Genomic DNA, 22,509 nt, shown 5'->3' with positions numbered 1-22,509 from the left:
GGTGATTCATGGCTGATCTTCTGTCGATTGGTGTTTCCGGCCTGCGTGTCAGCCAGACCGCGCTGTCCGTGACCGGTAACAACATCACCAATACCGATACGGCCGGCTACACCCGTCAGCAGGTGGTGCAGGTTTCCAACCCCTCGCAGAAATTGGGTGCGACCTACCTCGGCAGTGGCGCCTCGATTACCGATGTGAGGCGCATCTACAGCGATTTCCTGACGACACAGGTACGCACGGCTACGTCTTTGGGTAGCGAAACGCAGACCTATCTGGCGCAGATCAACCAGGTCAACTCATTGCTGGCCGACAGCACCACCGGTATCACGGCCGTGATGGCGAATTTCTTCGCGTCCCTGCAGACGGCGGCTGCCAGTCCAACCGACACCGCCTCGCGGCAATTGCTGCTGACCCAGGCCAATACCCTGAGCGAACGTTTCAACTCGATCTACGGCCAGCTGTCGGATCAGAACGGCTATATCAACCAGCAACTCGCCAGCATGACGCAGCAGGTCAATAGCCTGGCGACCAGTGTGGCAGGGTATAACCAGGCGATCATGAATGTGTCGGCGGCTGGTGGCTCGCCCAACGACTTGCTGGACAAGCGCGACGAGGCGGTGCGTAGCCTCTCCGAGCTGATCGGTGTCACGGTGGTGCAGCAGGACGGCAACTACAATCTCTTCGTCGGCAATGGTCAGCCACTGGTAGTGGGCAATACAGCCTCGACGCTCAGTGCTGTGGCCAGTACCGAAGACCCCGCGCGGTTTTCCCTGCAGCTCAGCCAGAACAGCTCCTCCTCGCTGGATGTCACATCCACCCTCACCGGTGGACAGATCGGTGGCTTGTTGCGTTATCGCGAGGACGTGCTCGATACCACCATGAATGACCTGGGGCGCCTGGCTCTGACGGTCTCCGACCAGATCAACAGCCAGTTGGGGCAGGGGCTCGATCTGAATGCCGAACTGGGTGCCATGCTCTTCGGCGATATCAATGACCTCTCCCTGCAGCAGCAGCGAAGCCTGGCGCAAACGGGCAACAGTGACACCACGGCCAATCTGCGTGTGTCCATCGAGGACACCAGCAAGCTCAGCAACAGCGACTACGAGGTGACCTTTACCAGCGCGACGGGCTACAGCGTGCGGCGCCTGTCCGACGGTAAGGATATGGGTAACTATGACCTCACCGACTCACCCGTGCCGGTGATCGATGGTTTTGCCCTTGAACTCGATGCAGGCACCGTTGCCGCCGGCGACAAGTTCACCATCCTGCCAACCCGCTATGCTGCCGGCGATATCAACGTCAGCATGACCGATTCCAACCAACTGGCATTCGCCGCGCCGCTGAGTGCGACCCTGGCCACCGGCAATGTTGGTACGGGTAGCGTCACCCAACCTGCGTTGACCACTGTCATCGACATTTATGACAGCGCCGCGGTCGCGGACATGCAGACCAGCCTCGAAAATGGCATGCCGGTCAAGCTGGTCTATGATGCTGCCAGTGGTGGGGCGCAGGGCTATACCCTCTACGATGCCTCTGGTAACAGCATCGGCACGGGGAGCATAGTGCCCGGCCAGAGCAACAAGGTGACCGTCAATATCGCGGCTAACCCGCCGACGGTTCCCACTGCTTTCGACTTTGAAATGACTTTGGCCGGCTCACCCGCAGCAGGTGATAGCCTGAGCATCGCGTTCAATTCCGAGGGCAGCAGCGACAACCGTAATGCCCTGGCCGTGCTGAACCTGCAGACTGCCAAGACCATCGCGGTCAACGGTAACAGCGGCATGAGCCTGACTACTGCCTACAGCTCGCTGATCGAGACCGTAGGTGCCAAGACCAACCAGGCGCAAATGGACGCCTCGGCCACCGAGGCGATCCTGACCCAGGCCACAACCGCTCAGCAATCGTTGTCGGGGGTCAACCTGGACGAGGAGGCTGCGAATCTAGTCAAGTTCGAGCAGTACTACACGGCCGCGTCACAAATCATTCAAGTTGCACGTTCTACGTTCGATACCCTGATCAACAGCTTTTGAGGCATGACGACATGAGTACGCGCATTTCGACTCCGCAGATGTTCTACAGTAACGTCTCCGGCTATCAGAAAGGGTACGCCGATATCGTCAAGACCCAGCAGCAGATCTCCAGCGGCGTACGGATTCAGACGCCTGCCGATGACCCGGTCGGTGCGGCTCGCCTGCTGCAGCTCGATCAACAGCAGGAGCAGCTCAAGCAATACAGCACCAATATGACCAGCGCGACCAATGCGCTGACCAACGAGAATGCGCTGCTCGAAACGGTTACCAACATACTGCAGCGGGCGCGTGAGCTCACAGTCAAGGCGGGGGGCGGTTCGCTGTCTGATGAAGATCGCAGTGCAGTTGCCAGCGAGCTCGATGAGATCACCGATCAGTTGCTCGATATCATGAACAGCAAGGATGCCAGCGGCAATTACATTTTCGGTGGTTCGAAGACGGGCGTTCAGCCCTTCGTACGTAATCCCGATGGCTCTGTGAGCTATCAGGGCGATCAGACCAACCTGACGCTGCAGGTTTCCGGTTCGGGATCGCTCGCGGTGAATGACAGTGGCTGGAGCATTTTCGAGAACGTGATCAATTCCAGTCGTACGCAGTCCAGCCTGACAACCGATCCTAATACCGACGGCCAGCGTGTGTTTCTGTCCCCGGGGCTGGTTGCCAACAGCACGCAATACAACAAGAATTTTCGTGATGGTCAGCCTTACACTCTGGAGCTGGTCAGCAGCACTCAATTCCGCATCCTCGATACCAACGGCAACGATGTGACCAGCGAAGCCTCATCGACCAATGGCGCTTTCGACCCCAACGCCACCGACGGTACGACCATCAACTTCCGCGGTGCCACCTTCGAGCTCGATGTGGCGTTGAAGAGTGCTGATGAGCAGGGCGACATGGACACCTTGCTCACGGGCTATAGCTTCAGCTTCGGTGTCGCGGATACCGAGGTGGCCATTACGCGCAGCGCGAGCAATACCAGCACTGCGCAGATTACCTCGGGCAGCGTAACCAACCAGACGGTCTATACGACCCAATTTCCCAACAATGGTGTGCAGATTCGCTTCACCAGCGCGACGGACTACGAGGTTTATGCCCAGCCTGTGCTCAACGGCAATACGCCGATCAGCAGCGGTACGCTATCCGGTATTTACCCCGATACCATCAGTTTTGCCGGGGTGGAGGTGCAAATCAGCGCCGCTGCCGCTGCCGGGGACACATTCGTCGTGCAGGGCAAATCGGCGGAAACGCAAAGCGTTTTCGAGACCCTCACCAGCCTCAGCTCCACACTGAAAACGCCGGTTGCCGGCGATACTGCCGCGCAGCTTGCGCTGAGGGATTCGGTTGCTTCGGCACTAAGCAATCTGGACAACGGCATGAGGCAAGTGGATGCTACGGTGTCCTCGATTGGCGCTCGGTTGAACGTGATCGATACCCTGGGCACCGAGAACCAGAGCCTGCAGATCAGCACCGCCAGCAATCAGTCGTCCATCCGTGACACCGATATGTCCGAAGCCATTTCCAGGCTGGTGCTGCAGCAAACCAAACTGGAAGCGGCGCAGGCCTCGTTCGTCAAGATTTCCCAGCTGAGCCTGTTCAACAAGCTGTAAGCACCGGTGCGAAGCCTGTTGGGCCTCGCACCTCTGGTGTTTCAGGCGATGTCTTGAAACACGCAGAACCCGCGCTTGATCACACCGTCATCCACCAGTTGCCCTTGGTGCAGCAGGGCGAATCCCGCCTCGTAGAAGCTGGCCAGGTTGGTGAAGAACTGCTCGTCATTGCGAACCAGATCGTTGCTTTCGATGATGATGCGGCCGCCAGGGTTGAGCAGGCTACGCAGTTGTTTGACGTATTCGGGCATGGGCCTGCCAATCCAGACGTGCACGGCGAACGAGAAGATCAGATCGAAGGTCTGCGTTTCGCGGCTGGCGAAATCATCGAAGGCGCTGACGCGGAACTCGCAGTTGTCCACGCCATGATGATGGGCCAGGCGCTGGGCGATGCGTATCAGCGACTCATTGATATCGAAGCCGACGTACTGGCGCACGTGGCGTGAGACCTCCAGGCCGAAGCAGCCAATGTTGCAGCCGATGTCGAGTACCCGCTGACTTTCGTCGAGCCAGCGCTCCAGTGAGTAGTGTCGCATGCGCTGCAGCGTTGGGCGCTGGCCTGGCAGGTTCCAACCCTCATGCCCCTGGTAGAGAGCCTGATGACGGCCGAATGCCTGGCCTTTCTCAAGAAAGATCTCGTGTATGTCCAGCTTGCAGGCGAGCCAGTCGTCTGCCTGATCGGCCTCGCTGGCGGGCGTGCCGAAGTAGCAGAGCAGCTCCTGTGCGTCGCTCAGTTCAAGAGTCTCGCGTAGCGACTGGGCGGCGATCACCTCGACCACGTCCGCGGCATTGGGTGTCACCGCTCGGCGGAACAACACCGCGCTGCGCTTGCCCTTGAACTGGACGTATCCCTGGTAGTACCAGTAGCCGATCCTCAGGGCGGGGATATGCGCGTATTCCTGCGGATAAATGACATCCGAGCCGTTCTCGTAGAACAGCGGTGCGATGTTCTTGGCGACTTCCTCGAAGTTGAAGCGGATCTGCAGGTTGAGTGTGCCCGCATAGAGCGTCGGCCAGCCAGTGATATTGAGTATGCCGGCATGCCTGTCCGGGTTGAGTTCGAGCAGCTCGCGTTCGCCGGGCGGCCCTCCTGCCTGGGTCGAGGAGCGCGAAAAGACTCGCGCCTTGGCGCAGAAGAAGGGCTGGGCATCCTGCCGTTTTCCGGACAGCAGCTCCAGTTGGTTGCAGATGATCTGGGCGTCGCCATTGGGATGATAAGTGGCCAGGCTACCCAGCCAGTGGTAAGCCTCGTCCAGTTGTCCGCAGTACATGCTTTGGGTCGCCAGTGACAGGCGCGCGCCCAGGTGGCGTGGCTGATCGGCGAGGAGGGTGAGCAGATAGGGTTTGGCGTCTTCGAATCGACCTTCCCGGCTGAGCAACTGCGCCCAGCAGAACCGCACGTTGGCATCCTCGGGCAGGGCCTGCAGAGCAAGCTCCAGATGCGGGCGGGCGGCTTGTTCCTGCTGGCTGTCGAGCAGCAGATTGCCTAGGGCCAGGTGCAGTTCCGCCTGCTGCGGATAACGCTCGAGCAATGCTTGGTAGAGACTCTGCGCTTGCGCCAGATTACCGGCAGCATGCGCCTGGCGGGCGGCGTCGAGCAATTGGCCGTCCTGTTTGGAGAGGGGAGTGCTCATGTTGACCTCGAATGATGATGGCTCTAGGCATAGCGCCGATGTTCGGTTTGAACCGGGCAGGCCGGTCGATTCAGCCTCAGGCTGCCAGGATAGCGGCACTGCGTTTTACGATGTCGCCCCAGTCGTCATGCCGGGCGTTATGCAGCAGTTGAACGCTGGGATACCAGAAGCTCTGTCCTTCCTCCAGCCCCCAGCGCCAGTTCGGGTTCATCGGCAGCAGTGCCAGTGTCGGGACACCGAGCGCTCCAGCCAGGTGGATGGTGGTGTTGTCGATGCTGATGACGGCGTCGAGCGCGGCGATCTGCGAGGCCTGGCGGTCGATGTCGAGCAGCGGATCGACCGAGCTGTCATTGAATATCGACAGACCATGCTGATGGGCCAGTTCGAGATCCTTCTCCACCTCCCCGTATTGCAGGTTGATCAGTTGCACGTCGGCCAGGCAGGTCAGGTGTGCCAACTGCGACATCTCGATACGTCGGCTCTGCTTGAAGTTGGCCACCGACGTGCCGCCTCGCCAGGAAATGCCGACCAGGCGTTTGCCCGGAAATTGCTGGCGATAGGCGTCGCGCAGTTTTGCAGTCTCCTGCGGATCGGCCTTCAGATAACCGGCATGCGGCTGGAAGTCTTCACGTCTGCGGCGAAGCAGGCTGCCAAGGCTACCCATGGGAATCTGCAGGTCGCATGCGGGCCAGCCGTAATGCACCAGTGGCACACCGTCGCGTAGCTCACGGCCGATTTCCTCGCGCTTGAAGAAGCGTACGTTTGGAAAGCTTCGCGTGAATAACGGAATCAGCCTCTCGCCGGCTTCGAAGAGCAGGGGGCCGTCCAGGTTCTGCAGGTCGGGGAGCATGCTGGCGAACATGATCTGATCGCCCATGCCCTGTTCGGCCCAGATCAGGAGGGTGCGCCCATGCAGGGGCTCGCCATTCCAGCGTGGCTGCGGGAAGTTCTGCAGTTGATCGCGCAAGACCAACGCCCAGCGCCATTCATAGTGCTGCCAGCCGACGTCGAATTGACCGAGCTTGAGCATCAGCTGCGACAGGTTGTTGTGCGCATCGGCATTCTTCGGCTCCTGTGCCAGAGCCTGCTGATAATGACGCATGGCTTCCGCATAGCGCTTGACCTGTTCGAGGGTCAGGGCCAGGTTGAGATGCAGCTGCACATCGTTGGGCGTACCCTCCAGAGCCAATTGGCTGCAGGCGATGCTTTCGTGAAAGCGGCCCATGCCGTAGTAGACCCAGCCCAGCAGGCTCAGAAGAAGAGCCTGCTGCGTGGGCTCGTGAGGGCTTTGCAGTTCCTTGGCGAGCAGGGCTTCGGCCTCGTCGAGCACTTCATTCTGGATTAGCGCTTTGGCATAGAGCTTGAAGCGCAGCCGCGTTGGGGATGCCTCATACCAGGATCGGGCTCGCGCCACTTCGTTCAGAAAGAGGGGGCGATCACACATAAGGTCGAAGAGGAGTCGGTCGATATCTTCGTTGGCAGGGCCCGCCAGTGCCTGATCTATATGAGGAAGCGCCTCTTCGTCGGCATCTGTGCGCAGAAGAACGTTGGCCAGTTGGGCATGCCCGAGGTGCATGTCGGGAATCAGCTTGAGCAATTGGCGATAGAGGGCGATCTGCTGCTGCTTATCGTCCCTGGCTTCCGCCTTGTGCAGGGCCTGTAGAATGGCCTGGGCTTCATGTTGCTGGTGGGGCGTGAGCATGATGGGTTCCGTCTGGAGCGTCGCTGAGTCGACCAGCAAGAAACAGGCCGGCTTCATATTATTTTGGCGCTACGTACAACGCACTGTTTTAAAAGGATTTTTCTTTGGTTGAGTGAGCGCCATGATTTTGGCTCGAAAAAATGCAAAAAAAGACTAAAGGATTGGCGCGGGACGACGATAAGCATAACGAAAGCTCTCTAGGCCATCCCCGGCGGATGCCAAGGCCGGGAGTCGTACAAGCCCAAATCGCGAGGTTCTCGTCATGGCTCTTACCGTCAATACCAACGTTGCATCGCTCAACACTCAGAAAAACCTGAACAAGGCATCCGATGCCCTGTCCACCACCATGCAGCGTCTGTCCAGCGGCCTGAAAATCAACAGTGCCAAGGACGATGCCGCCGGCCTGCAGATCTCCAACCGTCTGACCAGCCAGATCAACGGCCTGGGCGTCGCGACCAAGAACGCCAACGATGGTATCTCCATCGCGCAAACGGCAGAAGGCGCCATGCAGGAGTCCACCAACATCCTGCAGCGTATGCGCGAACTGGCCCTGCAGTCGGCCAACGGCTCCAACAGCGATGAAGACCGTACCTCGCTGCAGGCCGAATACTCGCAGCTCACCACCGAGCTGACCCGTATCGCCAACACCACCACCTTCGGCGGTCGCAACCTGCTCGATGGCTCTTTCGGCACTACCAGCTTCCAGGTCGGCGCCAACGCCAACGAAACTATCAACATTACCCTGGGCAACGTGGCCGCTACCAAAATCGGTTCGCAGCAGGTGCAAAGCACGGCCATCACTCCGGATACCACGGGTGTGGCAGGTGGTGCGGTCACGGTAACCGGTAGTGGCGAGGTTCAGACCGTTACTGTCGCCGCCGGCGCCTCGGCCAAGGACATCGCCAAGCAACTCGATGGCCTGATCACTGGCCTGAGTGCCAGCGCCAGTACCGTCGCCAAGCTGGCAGTTGGTACCACTGCCACTGGTGGTGCCAACTTCAGCATTACCGTAGGCTCGAAATCGGTCGACATGATCGGTGTGGTCGATAACGCCAGCCTGGCAGAACAACTGAGCTCCAACGCCTCTGCTCTCGGCATCAGTGTCAACTTCAACGAGGACAGCAAAGAGCTGATCATCACCTCGGAGACCGGTGAGAACATCGAGTTCGCTGATGCTGCCAATACTGCGGTGACCAGTGACTATACCGGTGTAACCATCGATGTTAAGGATGGTGCGGGCGAATTCTCCGGAACCGGTACTGCTCTGGCCGATGGCCTGATCGCCACTGGCTCTGTCGAGCTGAACTCGGCCAAGGCCTACTCGGTGACCGGCGCAGGTGTGACTGGGTTGTTCGCGGCCACTGGAACTTCCGTGACTTCGGCGCTGACCAGCATCAGTGATACCGACATCACCTCGGCCGAGGGCGCACAAAGTGCAATCGCGGTGATCGACAAGGCGATCTCCAACATCGATAGCCAGCGTGCCGACCTCGGTGCTGTGCAGAACCGCTTCGACAGCACCGTATCGAACCTGGCCAGCATCTCCGAGAACAGCACCGCGGCTCGTAGCCGGGTTCAGGATGCCGACTTCGCTTCGGAAACTGCCGAACTGACCAAGCAGCAGACCCTGCAACAGGCTTCCACTGCTATCCTGGCTCAGGCTAACCAGTTGCCCTCCGCTGTACTGAGTCTCCTGCAGTAAGCAGGTGATCTGAGGGGCCTATGAGGGGGGGCGCTTGGCGCTTCCCCTTTTCCCGTTTGGGAGGATACTTGAATGAATGTCTCGACAGTCAGTGCGGTACCTGTAGCGACTCCTGTCAGTAGTGTCTCCAGCAGCAACGCCACAGCGACATACTCGCGTGTGGTGGAAAGCGGAAGCACTTCCCAGGCGGATAACCAGGTAGCCAGTAACGCCAGCTCTGGTGATTCGGAAAGTCAGCGCGCCGAAGTCGATTCGGCGGTGGCGAGCATGCAGAGTTTCGTTCAGGCCATCAAAAGGGATCTGAACTTCCATATCGACGACAGCAGTGGTCGAGTGGTGGTGAAGGTGCTCGATGGGGGGTCTGGTGATGTGGTGCGGCAGATTCCATCCGAGGAGGCGTTGCAGCTCGCGGCGCGCCTGGAGGAGGCTCGAAGCCTTTTGTTCAGCGAACAGGCCTGAATGGCCTGGTTTCTGCATGAAAGGGCCATGTGCCAATAAACCATCGCAGGGGAGCTGCCATGGCTACCAGTAGCATTACAGGGCTCGGAACCGGGCTGAATATCGACGATCTCGTGTCCGCTGTAGTCAAGGCGGATACGTCCGCCAAGCAGACACAGATCACCAGTCTGCAGTCGAAGAACACGCTGAATATCTCGGCCGTGGGCTCCTTGCAGAGCGCCCTGGAGAACTTCGAGGCTGCGCTCACCGGTCTCAAGACTGGCAAGTCGTTTGCCGGTCTCAGCGCAGCGTCCTCCACCTCGACCGTGGCTACTGCCAGTCTGGGCAGCGGTGCGGTCAGTGGCAGCTACAAGTTGACCGTTGACAGTCTGGCGGCAGCTTCGAAGGTGTCCTCTGCAAGCTTGAGTGGTGGTGCCTCTACGAAGTTCGCATCGGGCGGCACTCTCAGCATCGATGTCGGCAACAACACCAGCTACAACGTGTCGATCAGTGCCGGCGCCAGCCTTTCCGACATTCGCACAGCGATCAACGATCAGCTGTCGGCATCGGCAGGCATAAGCGCCAACATCGTCACCGATTCCAGTGGCGCGCGCCTGGTTCTATCCTCGGAAACTACCGGGGCCGGAACCGATCTGTTCGTCAGCGGTACTGGAGATCTCTCCGCGCTCAACATCAATATCGACGACCAGGGTAATCACAGCCTCACCGCACAAAGCGGCAGCGCAGCTGGTTATATCACCGAGTCTGCCGATGCCAGCTATTCGCTCGATGGGTTGGCGCTGACCAGCGCCAGCAACACCATCACATCGCTGAGTGGGGTTTCCATCAAGCTAGCGGGAACGGGGTCGACGACCATCTCCGTCTCTGCCAACACGGAAGGTCTGAAGGACTCGATCACCTCGTTCGTCAATGCCTACAACACGCTGCTTAGCGTGACCGGTGCTCTGACTGGCGTGACGACGACGACTGCCGAAGACGGAACCACCAGTTCTTCGGCCGGTGCGTTGGTCGGCGATTCGATGACCCGTAATCTGATGTCCTCATTGCGTAATGCCCTGACGTCTTCGTCTGGTGAGAGCGGCTCGTTGAGTATTCTCGCCCAGCTTGGTGTCTCCACCAAGAAGGATGGCTCCCTAGAGATCGATGAGGATGCACTTTCCTCTGGCATCACAACCTATGCCGAGGATATTCAGGAGTTTTTTAGTGGCGATAATGGCCTGATCAACCGTATTGGCAATGTCACGTCCGTCTACACGTCCTCTGGCGGGCTGCTCGAGAGCAAGATGAACAGCCTTCAGTCTGCAAAGGCCTCGCTGACTGAGCAGCAAGAAGCGCTGGATCGGCGCATCGATACGTTGACCACTGCCATGTATACGAAATACAACAATATGGATAATCTGGTCGCCCAGTTGAATGCGACTTCGGAAAGCGTGCTGTCCACGCTGAATGCGCTGAACAACAACTCGAACGACTGACCTGCTTATTCGGAAAGGGGCAGAGGATCTCTGTCCTACGTGTCGATTTTTCGTAAATGCGCCTAAAGCCTGGGTAGTCAGTGCCGATATACCAAGTAAGCAGTTCGAATCCGGCTTACAAGGAATAGGAATCTCGTCATGCACGCCTATGCAGCCCTCAAGCATTATCAACAGGTCAACACCCAGGCGCAGGTCGGTGATGCCAGTCCTCATCGTCTCATTCAGATGCTGTTCGAAGGTGCACTGGATCGTATCGCCCAGGCGCAGGGCGCTATGCAGCGAGGACAAATCGCCGAGAAAGGGCTGTTGATCGGTAAGACCGTCCGTATAGTCGGTGGCCTGCGCGCGGCCCTCGATATGGAGCGCGGCGCAGAGCTCGCCCGTAATTACGATGCGCTCTACGAATTTGCTATTCAGCGCCTGACCCAGGCGAATCTGAAAAATGACCTGAACGGGCTCAATGAGGCCGCTATGGTGCTTCGTCGCCTCAAGGAGGGCTGGGATGGCATCGCTCACTGATAACGCAACTCTTGGCAAGGGGGCTGCGGTTTTGCGTCTCGAATCAGCCGGCTCGGCCTTGCGTGATGCGCTCAAGCGCCAGGATTGGTCGACTATTGGTGAGCTGGATCAGCAGTGTCGGGTGGCCGTCGAGGGAGCACTGCATGACACTGGGGATGAGGCTGCTCTGCGCAGCAGCCTTGAGTCCCTGCTGGCGCTCTACCGAGAGCTGATCGGTGCCTGCCAGGATGAAAAGCAGCGTATTGCTGCGGAGCTCCGGCAGGTCAATGGTGCCCACAAGGGCGCCAAGGTCTACCAGCTGTTCACGTGACGCCTGTCGCCCGGCTGTAACCTGCCTCGTGTCTCTGCGTCGGCAGGTTTTTCGCTCTTCTGGCTTTCTTGGGTTTCCCTCCTGCCTTACCTTGCTGCTAGGCGAGCAATAAATAAAAAATCACGCCATAAAATTGACTGCGTCCAAAATATTGACTTTACTAGTGGCCACTTGCTGTCGTGTGCCAGCTCCCTGGCGTGTCATTCTCTTCTCTCCTCGGGTCAGACATACACAAGATGTGGCGTGAAACCAAGATTCTCCTGATTGACGACAATGCCGCGCGCCGCCATGAGCTGGCGATCATTCTGAATTTTCTCGGGGAAGAACACCTCAGTTGCAGCAGCGAGGAGTGGAAGCAGGCCGTCGCCTCGCTCGAATCCAGCCGCGACGTACTCAGCGTTCTGCTGGGGGAAGTGCAGAGCAAGGGCGGCGCACTTGAGCTGACCAAGCAGATCGCAGCCTGGGACGAGTTTTTGCCGCTGTTGACCATCGGCGATTCTGCTGCGGCCGCCGAGTGGCCGGAAGACCTGCGGCGTCGTGTGCTGGCCGGCCTGGAAATGCCGCTGAGCTACAACAAACTGCTCGATTCACTGCACCGTGCCCAGGTCTACCGAGAGATGTACGACCAAGCGCGTGATCGTGGTCGTCAGCGCGAGCCCAACCTGTTCCGCAGTCTGGTCGGTACCAGCCGCGCCATTGGGCAGGTTCGGCAGATGATGCAACAGGTGGCCGATACCGAAGCCAGCGTGCTGATTCTGGGTGAGTCGGGCACCGGTAAGGAGGTGGTGGCGCGCAACCTGCACTACCACTCCAAGCGCCGTGAAGCTCCTTTCGTGCCGGTCAACTGCGGTGCCATTCCTGCTGAACTGCTGGAAAGCGAGCTGTTCGGTCACGAGAAGGGCGCCTTCACCGGTGCCATCACCAGCCGGGCAGGGCGCTTCGAGCTAGCCAACGGCGGCACGCTGTTCCTGGATGAAATCGGCGACATGCCGCTGCCGATGCAGGTCAAGTTGCTGCGTGTGCTGCAGGAGCGCACCTTCGAGCGCGTCGGCAGCAACAAGACGCAGACCGCCGACGTGCGCATCATCGCCGCCACGCACAAGAATCTGGAGAAGATGATCGAGGATGGCAGTTTCCGTGAGGATCTGTACTACCGCCTCAACGTCTTCCCGATCGAGATGGCGCCGCTACGTGAGCGCATCGAAGATATCCCGCTGCTGATGAACGAGCTGATTTCGCGCATGGAGCACGAGAAGCGCGGCTCCATTCGTTTCAATTCGGCTGCCATCATGTCGCTCTGTCGTCATGACTGGGCAGGTAACGTGCGTGAGCTGGCCAACCTGGTGGAGCGCATGGCGATCATGCATCCCTATGGCGTGATCGGTGTAGGCGAGTTGCCGAAGAAATTCCGTCATGTCGACGATGAGGACGAGCACCTCGCGGCGAGCCTGCGTGACGAAATGGAGGAGCGTGCAGCCATCATGGCCGGCCTGCCGGGCCTGGATACGCCGGCGATGTTGCCGCCTGAAGGGCTCGACCTGAAGGACTACCTAGGCAACCTGGAGCAGGGGCTGATTCAGCAGGCGCTGGATGATGCGGGTGGTGTGGTGGCGCGTGCAGCCGAGCGCTTGCGCATTCGCCGTACCACGCTCGTGGAGAAAATGCGCAAGTACGGCATGAGTCGTCGTGAGGAAGAGGGCGACGAGGACTGAGCGCTGTTTTCAGCGCCATGATCGTGGCGTCGTTGATCTCGATAAAGCCGGAGCCTTGACACAGCTGCCGGCTTTATTTTTTAAGTGACTGATAAATAAAGATAAAAAAATAGGCACGCCTATTGCTAGTTGTCTTGCAAACGACCGTCTTCTGACGGCGCAGTGCGAGAAGCAGCGATGAATTTACCCGTCAGCAACGTGGATACGACCGATCTGGTGTCCTCCGCTCCGCTCGAACAAGCCAGTCGAGCCGGCTTGGAGCAGGCTTTCGCCCTGTTCAGTCAGATGTCCAATCAGCTCAATGAGTCCTACGGTCTTCTCGAGGCCCGCGTCAGCGAACTCAAAGGTGAGTTGGCGCTGGTCAGCGCCCAGCGTATGCAGGAGCTGGCCGAAAAGGAACGTCTGGCTCATCGACTGCAGAGTCTGCTGGACTTGCTTCCTGGCGGGGTGGTGGTGATCGATGGTCAGGGTGTGGTGCGCGAGGCCAACCCGGTCGCCTGTGCGTTGCTGGGCAAGCCTCTGGTCGGCATGCTTTGGCGCGAGGTCATTGCCCGTAATTTCTCGCCCCGTGAAGATGATGGCCATGAGATTTCTCTCAAGGATGGGCGTCGTCTTTCCATCTCGACCCGTTCGCTGCACGGTGAGCCCGGCCAACTGATCCTGCTCAATGACCTGACGGAAACTCGACGCCTGCAGGGGCAACTAGCACGCCACGAGCGCCTTTCTGCGCTGGGGCGCATGGTCGCCTCACTGGCTCATCAGATTCGTACGCCGCTCTCTGCTGCCATGCTCTATGCTAGCCATCTCAGCGAGCATGTATTGCCGCAGGAGCAGCAGCAGCGTTTCGCCAGTCGTCTCAAGGAGCGCTTGCACGAGCTGGAGAATCAGGTGCGTGACATGCTGATCTTTGCGCGTGGTGAGTTGCCGTTACCTGATCGGTTGGCTCCGCAGGCCTTGTTCGATGCGCTACGTGCTGCTGCCGAGCCTCACCTTGCTGGCCTTGCCGTACGCTGGCAGTGCGATGTGCGCGGCGGAGAGCTGCTCTGCAATCGCGATACCTTGGTCGGCGCGATCCTCAACCTGATCGATAACGCCATCCAGGCCAGTGGTCGCCAGGTGCGTCTGAAGGTTCATCTTTACTCGCGTGCCAGTGAGATTCGTCTGTGTATCAGTGACAACGGGCCAGGCATGGATGAGGCAACGCTGGTGCGCCTGGGCGAGCCGTTCTTTACTACCAAGACCACGGGTACCGGTCTGGGGCTTGCGGTCGTCAAGGCGGTTGCCAAGGCTCATCATGGACGGCTTACCTTGCGTTCGCATCCGGGGCGCGGAACTTGCGCCATCGTTTCTCTGCCGCTGCTTATCGCGGCACCGCTGGCCCACAGGGAGTAATGTCATGGCAGCCAAAGTCCTGCTTGTTGAAGATGATCGTGCGCTGCGCGAGGCCTTGGCCGATACCCTTTGCCTGGGAGGCCATGCCTATCGCGCCGTGGATTGTGCCGAGGCGGCTTTGTCTGCGCTTGCAGAGGAGCCTTTCAGTCTGGTGGTGAGCGACGTCAACATGCCTGGCATGGATGGCCATCAGCTGCTGGCGCAGATTCGCAATCGCCATCCCCAGTTGCCGGTGCTGCTGATGACTGCTTTCGGCGCTGTCGAGCGTGCCGTGGACGCGATCCGTCAGGGGGCTGCCGATTATCTGGTCAAGCCTTTCGAGCCGCGTACCCTTCTCGATCTGGTCGCGCGTCACGCGCTCGGGCGGCTTGGGGTCAGCGAGCAGGATGGCCCAGTGGCACTGGAGCCGGCCAGCCGGCAGTTGCTGGAACTGGCCGCACGAGTGGCACAGAGTGATTCGACGGTGATGATCACTGGGGAGTCGGGAACCGGCAAGGAAGTGTTGGCACGCTACATTCACCAGCAATCGCCGCGTGCTGACGGCCCGTTCATCGCCATCAACTGTGCCGCCATTCCGGACAACATGCTCGAGGCCACGCTGTTTGGTCATGAGAAGGGCGCTTTCACTGGTGCGGTCAACTCACAGCCCGGCAAGTTCGAGTTGGCTGATGGCGGTACCATTCTGCTCGATGAAATCTCGGAAATGCCTCTTGGCCTGCAGGCCAAACTGCTCAGGGTCTTGCAGGAGCGCGAAGTGGAGCGTGTAGGCGCGCGCAGGCCTGTTGCCCTGGATATCCGCGTGCTGGCGACCAGCAACCGTGATCTGGCTGGTGAAGTGGCGGCCGGACGCTTCCGAGAGGATCTCTATTACCGTTTGTCGGTGTTCCCCCTGGCTTGGCGTCCGCTGCGTGAGCGGCCTGCCGATATTCTGCCGCTGGCTGAGCGGCTGCTGGCTCGGCACGTCAAAAAAATGAATCATGCAGCCGTGCGTTTTTCCGAAGAGGCCGTTCGGGCTTTGGTCGGTCATGCTTGGCCAGGCAATGTGCGGGAGTTGGACAACGCTGTGCAGCGTGCTTTGATCCTGCAGCAGGGAGGCATCATCCAGCCAGAGGATCTGTGTCTGAGTGCCCTTCTCGGGCAGGCTGTGCAGATGCCCGTAACGCGCCTGGCGAGCGTGTCGAGCCAGCCCGCTGCGGCGATGCCGATGCCGGAATCGATTGCGCAGGCGAATGAGGCAGGTGCCCTGGGAGAGGATCTGCGTCGACGGGAGTTCCAGGTGATCATCGATACGCTGCGATCCGAGCGTGGTCGCCGCAAGGAGGCTGCCGAGCGCCTGGGGATCAGCCCGCGCACCCTGCGTTACAAGCTTGCGCAGATGCGTGATGCCGGCATGGATGTGGAGGCTTACCTCTACGCCAGTTGATCCAGCCCGAGTAAACCTCATCTTCGCCGGCAGACCAGGCGGCTTGTCGGCGCCTGGTTCGTCGTGCATGGGCGAATTCCTTGGCGTTGCTTGCGAGCACTGTGCCAGGCCTCATCGCGGCTGAAGCCGCTCCTGCCGACGAGGTATCTAGGCGTTCGCTGCGGGCATGCTGTTGCCTGCAGCTTGTCGCGCGAAACCTACAGTCGCTCTCTTGGCACCCTTGTTGCAGATACCCCTACAAAGCACCGCTAGCGTCAAAAAGCGGGCAGTGGAGGAAGTCATGAGTCAAGGTGTCCAATTCAATCGCTTGATGCTGGAAATGCGTTCCATGCAGGCCGAGGCCATGGCCCGGCAAAAGCCGGTCGCCAGCGAGCCGGTGCAAGGCGCTCCGAGTTTCTCGGACATGCTTGGCCAGGCGGTGAACAAGGTCAACGAGACTCAGCAGGCCTCCAACCAGTTGGCAACTGCCTTCGAGATGGGCAAGAGCGGCGTTGACTTGACTGATGTGATGATCGCGTCGCAGAAAGCCAGCGTATCCTTTCAAGCCGTGACCCAGGTGCGTAACAAGCTGGTTCAGGCGTATCAAGACATCATGCAGATGCCGGTCTGAGGATTGATCCATGGCTGAAGCCGCAGTAGCAAACGTACCGGCCAAGACCGAGACGGCAGAAGCGAAGAAGCCGTTACTCGGCTTGAGCTTTCTGGAAAACCTCTCCGAAATGTCGGTGTTGCGTCAGCTCGGCCTGTTGGTTGGCCTGGCTGCCAGCGTGGCCATCGGTTTCGCCGTGGTGCTGTGGTCGCAGCAGCCTGACTATCGCCCGCTCTATGGCAGCCTCAATGGCATGGATGCGAGCCAGGTGGTCGATGTGCTGAGCAACGCCGGCATCAACTACACCGTCGAACCCAGCTCCGGTGCGCTGCTGGTCAAGGCCGAAGACATGGCCAATGCCCGTATGCGCCTGGCTGCTGCCGGCGTGGCGCCAACCGACAGCAATGTCGGCTTCGAGATCCTTGACCGTGAGCAGGGGCTGGGTACCAGCCAGTTCATGGAGGCCACCCGTTATCGCCGCGGTCTGGAAGGCGAGTTGGCGCGAACCATTTCCAGCCTCAACAACGTCAAGGGCGCGCGCGTGCACCTGGCCATGCCCAAGGCATCGGTATTCGTCCGTGACGAACGCAAGCCCAGCGCCTCGGTGCTGGTCGAACTCTATCCGGGGCGTGCGCTGGAGCCGAGCCAGGTCATGGCCATCGTCAACCTGATCGCCACCAGCGTGCCGGAACTGGACAAGAGCCAGGTTACGGTCGTCGATCAGAAGGGCAACCTGCTGTCCGATCAGCAGGAGCTTTCCGAGCTGACCATGGCCGGCAAGCAGTTCGACTACACCCGTCGCATGGAAAGCCTGTTCACCCAGCGCGTGCACAACATCCTGCAACCGGTGCTGGGCTCCGGCCGCTACAAGGCCGAGGTGTCGGCAGACGTCGATTTCAGCGCGGTGGAATCCACCTCCGAGATGTTCAACCCGGATCAGCCGGCGCTGCGCAGCGAGCAGCAGGTCAACGAGCAGCGTCAGAGCAGCTTGCCACCGCAGGGAGTGCCCGGCGCGCTGTCCAACCAGCCGCCAGCTCCGGCCGCTGCGCCACAACAGGCCGGCGGTGGCGCTGCCGCACCGGCAGGCCCGATTGCTGCAGGCCAGCCGCTGGTCGATGCCAACGGTCAGCAGATCATGGATCCGGCCACCGGTCAGCCGATGCTGGCACCGTATCCGGCGGACAAGCGCGAGCAGTCGACGCGCAACTTCGAGCTGGATCGCTCGGTCAGCTACACCAAGCAGCAACAGGGTCGCCTGCGTCGCCTGTCGGTAGCAGTGGTGGTGGACGACCAGGTGCGTGTCGACCCGGCTACCGGCGAAACCACCCGTGTACCCTGGAGCGCCGACGATCTGGCGCGCTTCACCCGCCTCGTGCAGGATTCGGTCGGTTTCGACGCCAGCCGTGGCGACAGTGTCAGCGTGATCAACACGGCCTTCAGCGCGCTGCAGGGCGAAGAGATTCCGGATATCCCGTTCTACACCCAGCCCTGGTTCTGGGACATCGTCAAGCAGGTGCTCGGCGTGCTGTTCATCCTGGTGCTGGTGTTCGGCGTGCTGCGTCCGGTGCTCAACAACATCACCGGCGCCGGTAAAGGCAAAGGCCTGGGCGAGGGCGGCGATGTCGAGCTTGGCCGCATGGCCGGCCTGGATGGCGAGCTGTCGGATGATCGCGTCAGCCTCGGCGGGCCGCAAAGCATCATGTTGCCCAGCCCCACCGAGGGGTATGATGCACAACTGAACGCCATCAAGGGCCTGGTCGCCGAAGACCCGGGTCGGGTCGCCCAGGTGGTGAAAGAGTGGATCAACGCCGATGAGTGACAATCGTACCGCTACCAAGCTGACCAAGGTCGACAAGGCCGCCATCCTTCTGCTCTCGCTGGGCGAGACCGACGCGGCGCAGGTCCTGCGTCATCTCGGGCCCAAGGAAGTGCAGAAGGTCGGTCTGGCCATGGCCGGCATGCGCAACATCCATCGCGAGCAGGTCGAGCAGGTGATGGCCGAGTTCGTCGATATCGTCGGCGACCAGACCAGCCTGGGCGTCGGCTCCGACGGCTACATCCGCAAGATGCTCACTGCGGCGCTGGGTGAGGACAAGGCCGGCAACCTGATCGACCGCATCCTGCTCGGTGGCAGCACCAGCGGTCTGGACAGCCTCAAGTGGATGGAGCCGCGTGCCGTGGCTGACGTGATCCGCTACGAGCACCCGCAGATCCAGGCCATCGTGGTGGCGTACCTCGACCCTGATCAGGCCGGCGAGGTGCTCAGCCATTTCGATCACAAGGTGCGCCTGGACATCATCCTGCGCGTGTCTTCGCTCAACACCGTGCAGCCTTCGGCGCTCAAGGAACTCAACCAGATTCTCGAGAAGCAGTTCTCCGGTAGCGCCAACACGTCTCGCGCTACCATGGGCGGCGTCAAGCGCGCGGCAGATATCATGAACTTCCTCGACAGCTCGGTCGAAGGCCAGTTGATGGACTCGATCCGCGAAGTGGACGAAGACCTCTCGACGCAGATCGAGGATCTGATGTTCGTCTTCGACAACCTGGCCGACGTCGACGACCGTGGCATCCAGGCACTGATGCGCGAGGTGTCGTCCGAGGTGCTGGTGCTGGCGCTCAAGGGCGCCGACGATGCGATCAAGGACAAGGTGTTCAAGAACATGTCCAAACGTGCCGCCGAACTGCTGCGCGACGATTTGGAGGCTAAGGGGCCGGTGCGTGTCAGCGACGTCGAGGGGGCGCAGAAGGAAATCCTCACCATTGCCCGCCGTATGGCCGAAGCCGGCGAGATCGTGCTCGGCGGCAAAGGCGGCGAGGAAATGGTGTAAGCCATGGTGGCCAAGGAGCCGGAAAGTGAATTGATCCGTGCCAAGGATCTGGCCGTGTTCGACCGTTGGGCCTTGCCCAGCTTCGATGAGCCCGGTGAGCCTGGCAGTGAGCCGGTCGAGGAGGTGGTCGCCGAGCGACCCAGCGAACCTGTGCCGGACGCAGAGCCGCTGCAGTCGGAAGAGGTTGCGCTGGAGGACGTCAAGCCGCTGACACTCGATGAGCTCGAGGCGATCCGCCAGGATGCTTACAACGAAGGCTTCGCCACCGGCGAGAAAGACGGTTTCCATGCTGGCCAGATCAAGGCCAAGCAGGAAGCCGACGCGGCCCTGGCGGTCAAGGTCGGCAGCCTGGAAAAACTCATGCAGCAATTGCTTGAGCCCATTGCCGAACAGGATCAGCAACTGGAAGTGGCGCTGGTGCGCCTGGTCAGTCACATGGTGCGTGAAGTGGTGCAGCGTGAGCTGAACATCGACTCCAGCCAGATTCGCCAGGTGCTGCGCGAAGCGCTCAAGTTGCTACCGATGGGTGCCGAGAGCGTGCGTATTCAGGTTAATCCGCAGGATTTCGAGACCATCAAGGCCTTGCGTGAGCGTCACGAGGAAAGCTGGAAAATCCTTGAGGACGACAGCCTGTTGCCCGGTGGCTGCCGCATCGAGTCCGAACACAGCCTGATCGACGCGACCGTCGAGACCCGTCTGGCGCAGTCGCTCAAGCAACTGTTCGAGCAGCAGCACGCGCAAGTCTCTCAGCCACCGGATGCGGATATCGGCCTGGATCTGGATGCCGTCGATGCGCCTTGAGCGGATCAGTTTCGCCAGGCGCCTGGCGGGCTACGTCGATGCAATCAACCTGCCCAGCCAGCCAGTGGTGGAGGGGCGCCTGTTGCGCATGGTCGGCCTGACCCTGGAGGCCGAAGGCCTGCGTGCCGCCATCGGCAGCCGCTGCCTGGTGATCAACAGCGACAGCTATCACCCGGTGCAGGTCGAAGCCGAGGTGATGGGCTTTTCCGGTGGCAAGATCTATCTGATGCCGGTCGGTAGCCTGGCCGGGATTGCGCCCGGTGCGCGTGTTGTGCCGCTGCCGGACACCGGGCGCCTGCCGATGGGCATGTCGATGCTCGGGCGCGTGCTCGATGGCGCCGGCCGTGCGCTCGATGGCAAGGGCGGCATGAAAGCCGAGGATTGGGTGCCGATGGACGGCCCCTCGATCAACCCGCTCAACCGGGATCCAATCAGTCAGCCGCTGGATGTTGGCATCCGCTGCATCAATGGCCTGCTCACCGTCGGCCGTGGCCAACGCCTGGGGCTGTTTGCCGGCACCGGCGTCGGCAAGTCGGTGCTGCTGGGCATGATGACCCGCTTCACCGAGGCCGAAATCATCGTGGTCGGTCTGATCGGCGAACGGGGCCGCGAGGTGAAGGAGTTCATCGACGAGATCCTCGGCGAAGAAGGTCTCAAACGTTCCGTGGTGGTAGCCTCGCCGGCGGACGATGCGCCGCTGATGCGCTTGCGCGCCGCGCAGTATTGCACACGCATCGCCGAATACTTCCGTGACAAGGGCAAGAACGTCCTGCTGCTGATGGACTCGCTGACGCGCTATGCCCAGGCGCAGCGCGAGATCGCCCTGGCCATCGGTGAACCGCCGGCGACCAAGGGCTATCCGCCTTCGGTGTTCGCCAGGCTGCCCAAGCTGGTCGAGCGTGCCGGTAACGCCGAGGCCGGTGGCGGTTCGATCACGGCTTTCTACACCGTTCTCTCCGAAGGTGACGATCAGCAAGACCCCATCGCTGACGCCGCACGCGGTGTGCTCGATGGTCACTTCGTGCTGTCGCGCCGCCTTGCGGAGGAGGGCCATTACCCGGCCATCGACATCGAGGCGTCGATCAGCCGGGTGATGCCGCAGGTGGTGTCGCCCGAGCAACTCAAGCAGGCGCAGCGCTTCAAGCAGTTGTGGTCGCGTTATCAGCAGAGTCGTGACCTGATTAGTGTTGGCGCCTACGTGCCGGGGGGCGATGCCGATACCGATCTGGCCATCGCTCGTCAGCCGAAAATGGCGCAATACCTGCGGCAGGGGTTGGGGGAGAGCATGAGCCTGGCGCAGAGCCGCGAGCAACTGGCTGCAGTGCTGGGGCAGTGATGCGTTGTTGCGACACCGCTTTTGCGCATGATGGAGCGCCCGTTCGATGAGTCTGAGTCGCGCCAAGCGCTTGCAGCCAGTGGTTGAAATGGCCGAGAAGGCCGAGCGAGAGGCTGCCCGGCAGCTCGGTCATCATCAGGGGCTGGTCAGCCAGGCCGAAGCCAAGCTGGGCGAGCTGGAGCGCTTTCGCGGCGATTACCAGCAGCAGTGGATCAGCGAGGGTAGTAAGGGCGTCTCCGGGCAATGGCTGATGAACTACCAGCGCTTTCTGTCGCAGCTTGAAGGTGCCGTCGGCCAGCAAAGCAAGAGCCTGGATTGGCATAGAGCCAACCTGGAGAAGGCGAGAGCGCTATGGCAGCAGCAATACGCGCGTCTGGAGGGCCTACGCAAGCTCGTGCAGCGTTACCGTGACGAGGCGCGCCAGGCTGAGGACAAGCGCGAGCAGAAGCTGCTCGACGAACTCGCTCAGCGTCTGATCGATCGTGGAGAGCCCTAGACAGACCATTCGCGCTTTTTCCTGGCTTCCCGAGCTGGCCGGCTGTGCGAGCGGGAAGCGCTCAAGTCCCTGCGTTAGATTGCAGTTGCCGACGGGCGGTATCGAGTGCTACACCTTTTCATGCTGCATTCGCTCTTCGCCGGGCAAAGCAGCTAAGCTGGGAGCATATCGACAAAGGAGCAAGGCATGGCCATCACCTCGCAGGCATCCGCCGACGGGCAAGAGCTGACCATCGTGATTCGCGGGCGTTTCGACTTCGCTTCGCATCAGGAATTTCGTGACGCCTACGAGCGCGTCGCCATCACCCCGCGACGTTATCTGGTCGACCTGCAGGACACCAGCTACCTCGACAGCTCGGCGCTCGGCATGCTTCTGCTTCTGCGCGATCATGCCGGCGGGGATTCGGCGCAGATCCGTCTGATCAACTGCAGCAGCGACGTGCGCAAGATCCTGGCGATCTCCAACTTCGAGCAACTGTTCCAGATCAGTTGAAT

Annotated in this window: 19 protein-coding genes; 17 read left to right on the top strand and 2 right to left on the bottom strand. The window is 60.5% G+C overall.

From position 1 onward, the window contains the following. The first annotated feature begins 8 nt into the window (after positions 1–8). Together flgK and VC352_RS03945 are read left to right on the top strand one after the other, a co-directional pair. Entirely contained in the window at positions 9–2,030 is a 2,022-nt protein-coding gene (flgK, locus tag VC352_RS03950) for a flagellar hook-associated protein FlgK (protein ID WP_322978285.1), read from the top strand. Beyond that, entirely contained in the window at positions 2,027–3,637 is a 1,611-nt protein-coding gene (locus VC352_RS03945) for a flagellar hook-associated protein 3 (RefSeq protein ID WP_322978284.1), read from the top strand. Before flgK ends, VC352_RS03945 begins: the two co-directional genes overlap by 4 nt. 41 nt (positions 3,638–3,678) lie before the next feature. On the opposite strand, the gene VC352_RS03940 is transcribed toward VC352_RS03945, so the two are convergent. Both VC352_RS03940 and VC352_RS03935 read right to left on the bottom strand, forming a co-directional pair. Continuing rightward, on the bottom strand, positions 3,679–5,271 hold the full coding sequence (locus VC352_RS03940) for a methyltransferase domain-containing protein (RefSeq protein ID WP_322978283.1): 1,593 nt from the start codon (positions 5,269–5,271) through the stop codon (positions 3,679–3,681). A gap of 76 nt (positions 5,272–5,347) precedes the next feature. Further along, positions 5,348–6,973: a tetratricopeptide repeat protein gene (locus VC352_RS03935; protein WP_322978282.1), complete on the bottom strand. Its 1,626-nt coding sequence runs from the start codon at positions 6,971–6,973 to the stop codon at positions 5,348–5,350. Between the two features lie 262 nt (positions 6,974–7,235). Between VC352_RS03935 and VC352_RS03930 the strand changes: the two genes are divergently transcribed. The 15 genes from VC352_RS03930 to VC352_RS03860 all read left to right on the top strand — a co-directional run bounded on the left by VC352_RS03930 (position 7,236) and on the right by VC352_RS03860 (position 22,507). Beyond that, positions 7,236–8,675, top strand: a complete 1,440-nt coding sequence (locus tag VC352_RS03930; RefSeq protein ID WP_322978281.1) for a flagellin — start codon at positions 7,236–7,238, stop codon at positions 8,673–8,675. 72 nt (positions 8,676–8,747) lie between these two features. Further along, the gene (locus VC352_RS03925; RefSeq protein ID WP_322978280.1) at positions 8,748–9,134 is read left to right on the top strand and encodes a flagellar protein FlaG; all 387 of its coding nucleotides are present in this window, start codon (positions 8,748–8,750) and stop codon (positions 9,132–9,134) included. A 59-nt stretch (positions 9,135–9,193) separates the two neighbouring features. Then, the gene (gene fliD / locus VC352_RS03920) at positions 9,194–10,609 is read left to right on the top strand and encodes a flagellar filament capping protein FliD (RefSeq protein WP_322978279.1); all 1,416 of its coding nucleotides are present in this window, start codon (positions 9,194–9,196) and stop codon (positions 10,607–10,609) included. A 138-nt stretch (positions 10,610–10,747) separates the two neighbouring features. Then, positions 10,748–11,128 (top strand): flagellar export chaperone FliS, encoded by a 381-nt coding sequence (fliS, locus tag VC352_RS03915; protein ID WP_322978278.1) that lies wholly within the window; start codon positions 10,748–10,750, stop codon positions 11,126–11,128. Next, a complete protein-coding gene (fliT, locus tag VC352_RS03910; RefSeq protein ID WP_322978277.1) occupies positions 11,112–11,438 on the top strand; it encodes a flagellar protein FliT in 327 nt (108 codons plus the stop codon). The genes fliS and fliT overlap by 17 nt, the downstream gene beginning before the upstream one ends. A gap of 236 nt (positions 11,439–11,674) precedes the next feature. Beyond that, complete coding sequence (locus VC352_RS03905) at positions 11,675–13,150, top strand: sigma-54 dependent transcriptional regulator (protein ID WP_322978276.1); 1,476 nt, start codon at positions 11,675–11,677, stop codon at positions 13,148–13,150. A gap of 177 nt (positions 13,151–13,327) precedes the next feature. Next, positions 13,328–14,542, top strand: a complete 1,215-nt coding sequence (locus tag VC352_RS03900) for a sensor histidine kinase (RefSeq protein WP_322978275.1) — start codon at positions 13,328–13,330, stop codon at positions 14,540–14,542. Between the two features lie 4 nt (positions 14,543–14,546). Then, complete coding sequence (fleR, locus tag VC352_RS03895; RefSeq protein ID WP_322978274.1) at positions 14,547–15,965, top strand: sigma-54-dependent response regulator transcription factor FleR; 1,419 nt, start codon at positions 14,547–14,549, stop codon at positions 15,963–15,965. 280 nt (positions 15,966–16,245) lie between these two features. Then, positions 16,246–16,575, top strand: coding sequence for a flagellar hook-basal body complex protein FliE (fliE, locus tag VC352_RS03890; RefSeq protein ID WP_322978273.1), 330 nt, complete (start codon positions 16,246–16,248; stop codon positions 16,573–16,575). Between the two features lie 10 nt (positions 16,576–16,585). Beyond that, entirely contained in the window at positions 16,586–18,373 is a 1,788-nt protein-coding gene (gene fliF / locus VC352_RS03885; protein ID WP_322978272.1) for a flagellar basal-body MS-ring/collar protein FliF, read from the top strand. Continuing rightward, positions 18,366–19,382: a flagellar motor switch protein FliG gene (gene fliG / locus VC352_RS03880; RefSeq protein WP_322978271.1), complete on the top strand. Its 1,017-nt coding sequence runs from the start codon at positions 18,366–18,368 to the stop codon at positions 19,380–19,382. The genes fliF and fliG overlap by 8 nt, the downstream gene beginning before the upstream one ends. A gap of 3 nt (positions 19,383–19,385) precedes the next feature. Continuing rightward, positions 19,386–20,183 (top strand): flagellar assembly protein FliH, encoded by a 798-nt coding sequence (gene fliH, locus VC352_RS03875; protein ID WP_322978270.1) that lies wholly within the window; start codon positions 19,386–19,388, stop codon positions 20,181–20,183. After that, positions 20,173–21,519: a flagellar protein export ATPase FliI gene (fliI, locus tag VC352_RS03870; protein WP_322978269.1), complete on the top strand. Its 1,347-nt coding sequence runs from the start codon at positions 20,173–20,175 to the stop codon at positions 21,517–21,519. The genes fliH and fliI overlap by 11 nt, the downstream gene beginning before the upstream one ends. 46 nt (positions 21,520–21,565) lie before the next feature. Then, positions 21,566–22,015 (top strand): flagellar export protein FliJ, encoded by a 450-nt coding sequence (fliJ, locus tag VC352_RS03865; RefSeq protein WP_322978268.1) that lies wholly within the window; start codon positions 21,566–21,568, stop codon positions 22,013–22,015. A gap of 186 nt (positions 22,016–22,201) precedes the next feature. Next, positions 22,202–22,507, top strand: a complete 306-nt coding sequence (locus VC352_RS03860) for an STAS domain-containing protein (RefSeq protein WP_322978267.1) — start codon at positions 22,202–22,204, stop codon at positions 22,505–22,507. The last annotated feature ends 2 nt before the right edge of the window (positions 22,508–22,509 follow it).

The sequence above is a fragment of the Pseudomonas sp. C11 genome, assembly GCF_034683865.1.
Taxonomy (GTDB): domain Bacteria; phylum Pseudomonadota; class Gammaproteobacteria; order Pseudomonadales; family Pseudomonadaceae; genus Aquipseudomonas.
Note: the sequence above shows the minus strand (reverse complement) of the source record. Positions and strands in the feature narration are given on the sequence as shown.

Coding starts and splice junctions, on each gene's coding strand:
- VC352_RS03905 (WP_322978276.1), top strand. CDS start 11,675: ATGTGGCGTGAAACCAAGATTCTCCTGATTGACGACAATGCCGCGCGC.
- fliS (WP_322978278.1), top strand. CDS start 10,748: ATGCACGCCTATGCAGCCCTCAAGCATTATCAACAGGTCAACACCCAG.
- fliH (WP_322978270.1), top strand. CDS start 19,386: ATGGTGGCCAAGGAGCCGGAAAGTGAATTGATCCGTGCCAAGGATCTG.
- fliF (WP_322978272.1), top strand. CDS start 16,586: ATGGCTGAAGCCGCAGTAGCAAACGTACCGGCCAAGACCGAGACGGCA.
- fliT (WP_322978277.1), top strand. CDS start 11,112: ATGGCATCGCTCACTGATAACGCAACTCTTGGCAAGGGGGCTGCGGTT.
- VC352_RS03940 (WP_322978283.1), bottom strand. CDS start 5,271: ATGAGCACTCCCCTCTCCAAACAGGACGGCCAATTGCTCGACGCCGCC.
- VC352_RS03860 (WP_322978267.1), top strand. CDS start 22,202: ATGGCCATCACCTCGCAGGCATCCGCCGACGGGCAAGAGCTGACCATC.
- flgK (WP_322978285.1), top strand. CDS start 9: ATGGCTGATCTTCTGTCGATTGGTGTTTCCGGCCTGCGTGTCAGCCAG.
- VC352_RS03900 (WP_322978275.1), top strand. CDS start 13,328: ATGAATTTACCCGTCAGCAACGTGGATACGACCGATCTGGTGTCCTCC.
- fliJ (WP_322978268.1), top strand. CDS start 21,566: ATGAGTCTGAGTCGCGCCAAGCGCTTGCAGCCAGTGGTTGAAATGGCC.
- fliI (WP_322978269.1), top strand. CDS start 20,173: ATGCGCCTTGAGCGGATCAGTTTCGCCAGGCGCCTGGCGGGCTACGTC.
- VC352_RS03935 (WP_322978282.1), bottom strand. CDS start 6,973: ATGCTCACGCCCCACCAGCAACATGAAGCCCAGGCCATTCTACAGGCC.
- fleR (WP_322978274.1), top strand. CDS start 14,547: ATGGCAGCCAAAGTCCTGCTTGTTGAAGATGATCGTGCGCTGCGCGAG.
- VC352_RS03925 (WP_322978280.1), top strand. CDS start 8,748: ATGAATGTCTCGACAGTCAGTGCGGTACCTGTAGCGACTCCTGTCAGT.
- fliE (WP_322978273.1), top strand. CDS start 16,246: ATGAGTCAAGGTGTCCAATTCAATCGCTTGATGCTGGAAATGCGTTCC.
- fliG (WP_322978271.1), top strand. CDS start 18,366: ATGAGTGACAATCGTACCGCTACCAAGCTGACCAAGGTCGACAAGGCC.
- VC352_RS03930 (WP_322978281.1), top strand. CDS start 7,236: ATGGCTCTTACCGTCAATACCAACGTTGCATCGCTCAACACTCAGAAA.
- fliD (WP_322978279.1), top strand. CDS start 9,194: ATGGCTACCAGTAGCATTACAGGGCTCGGAACCGGGCTGAATATCGAC.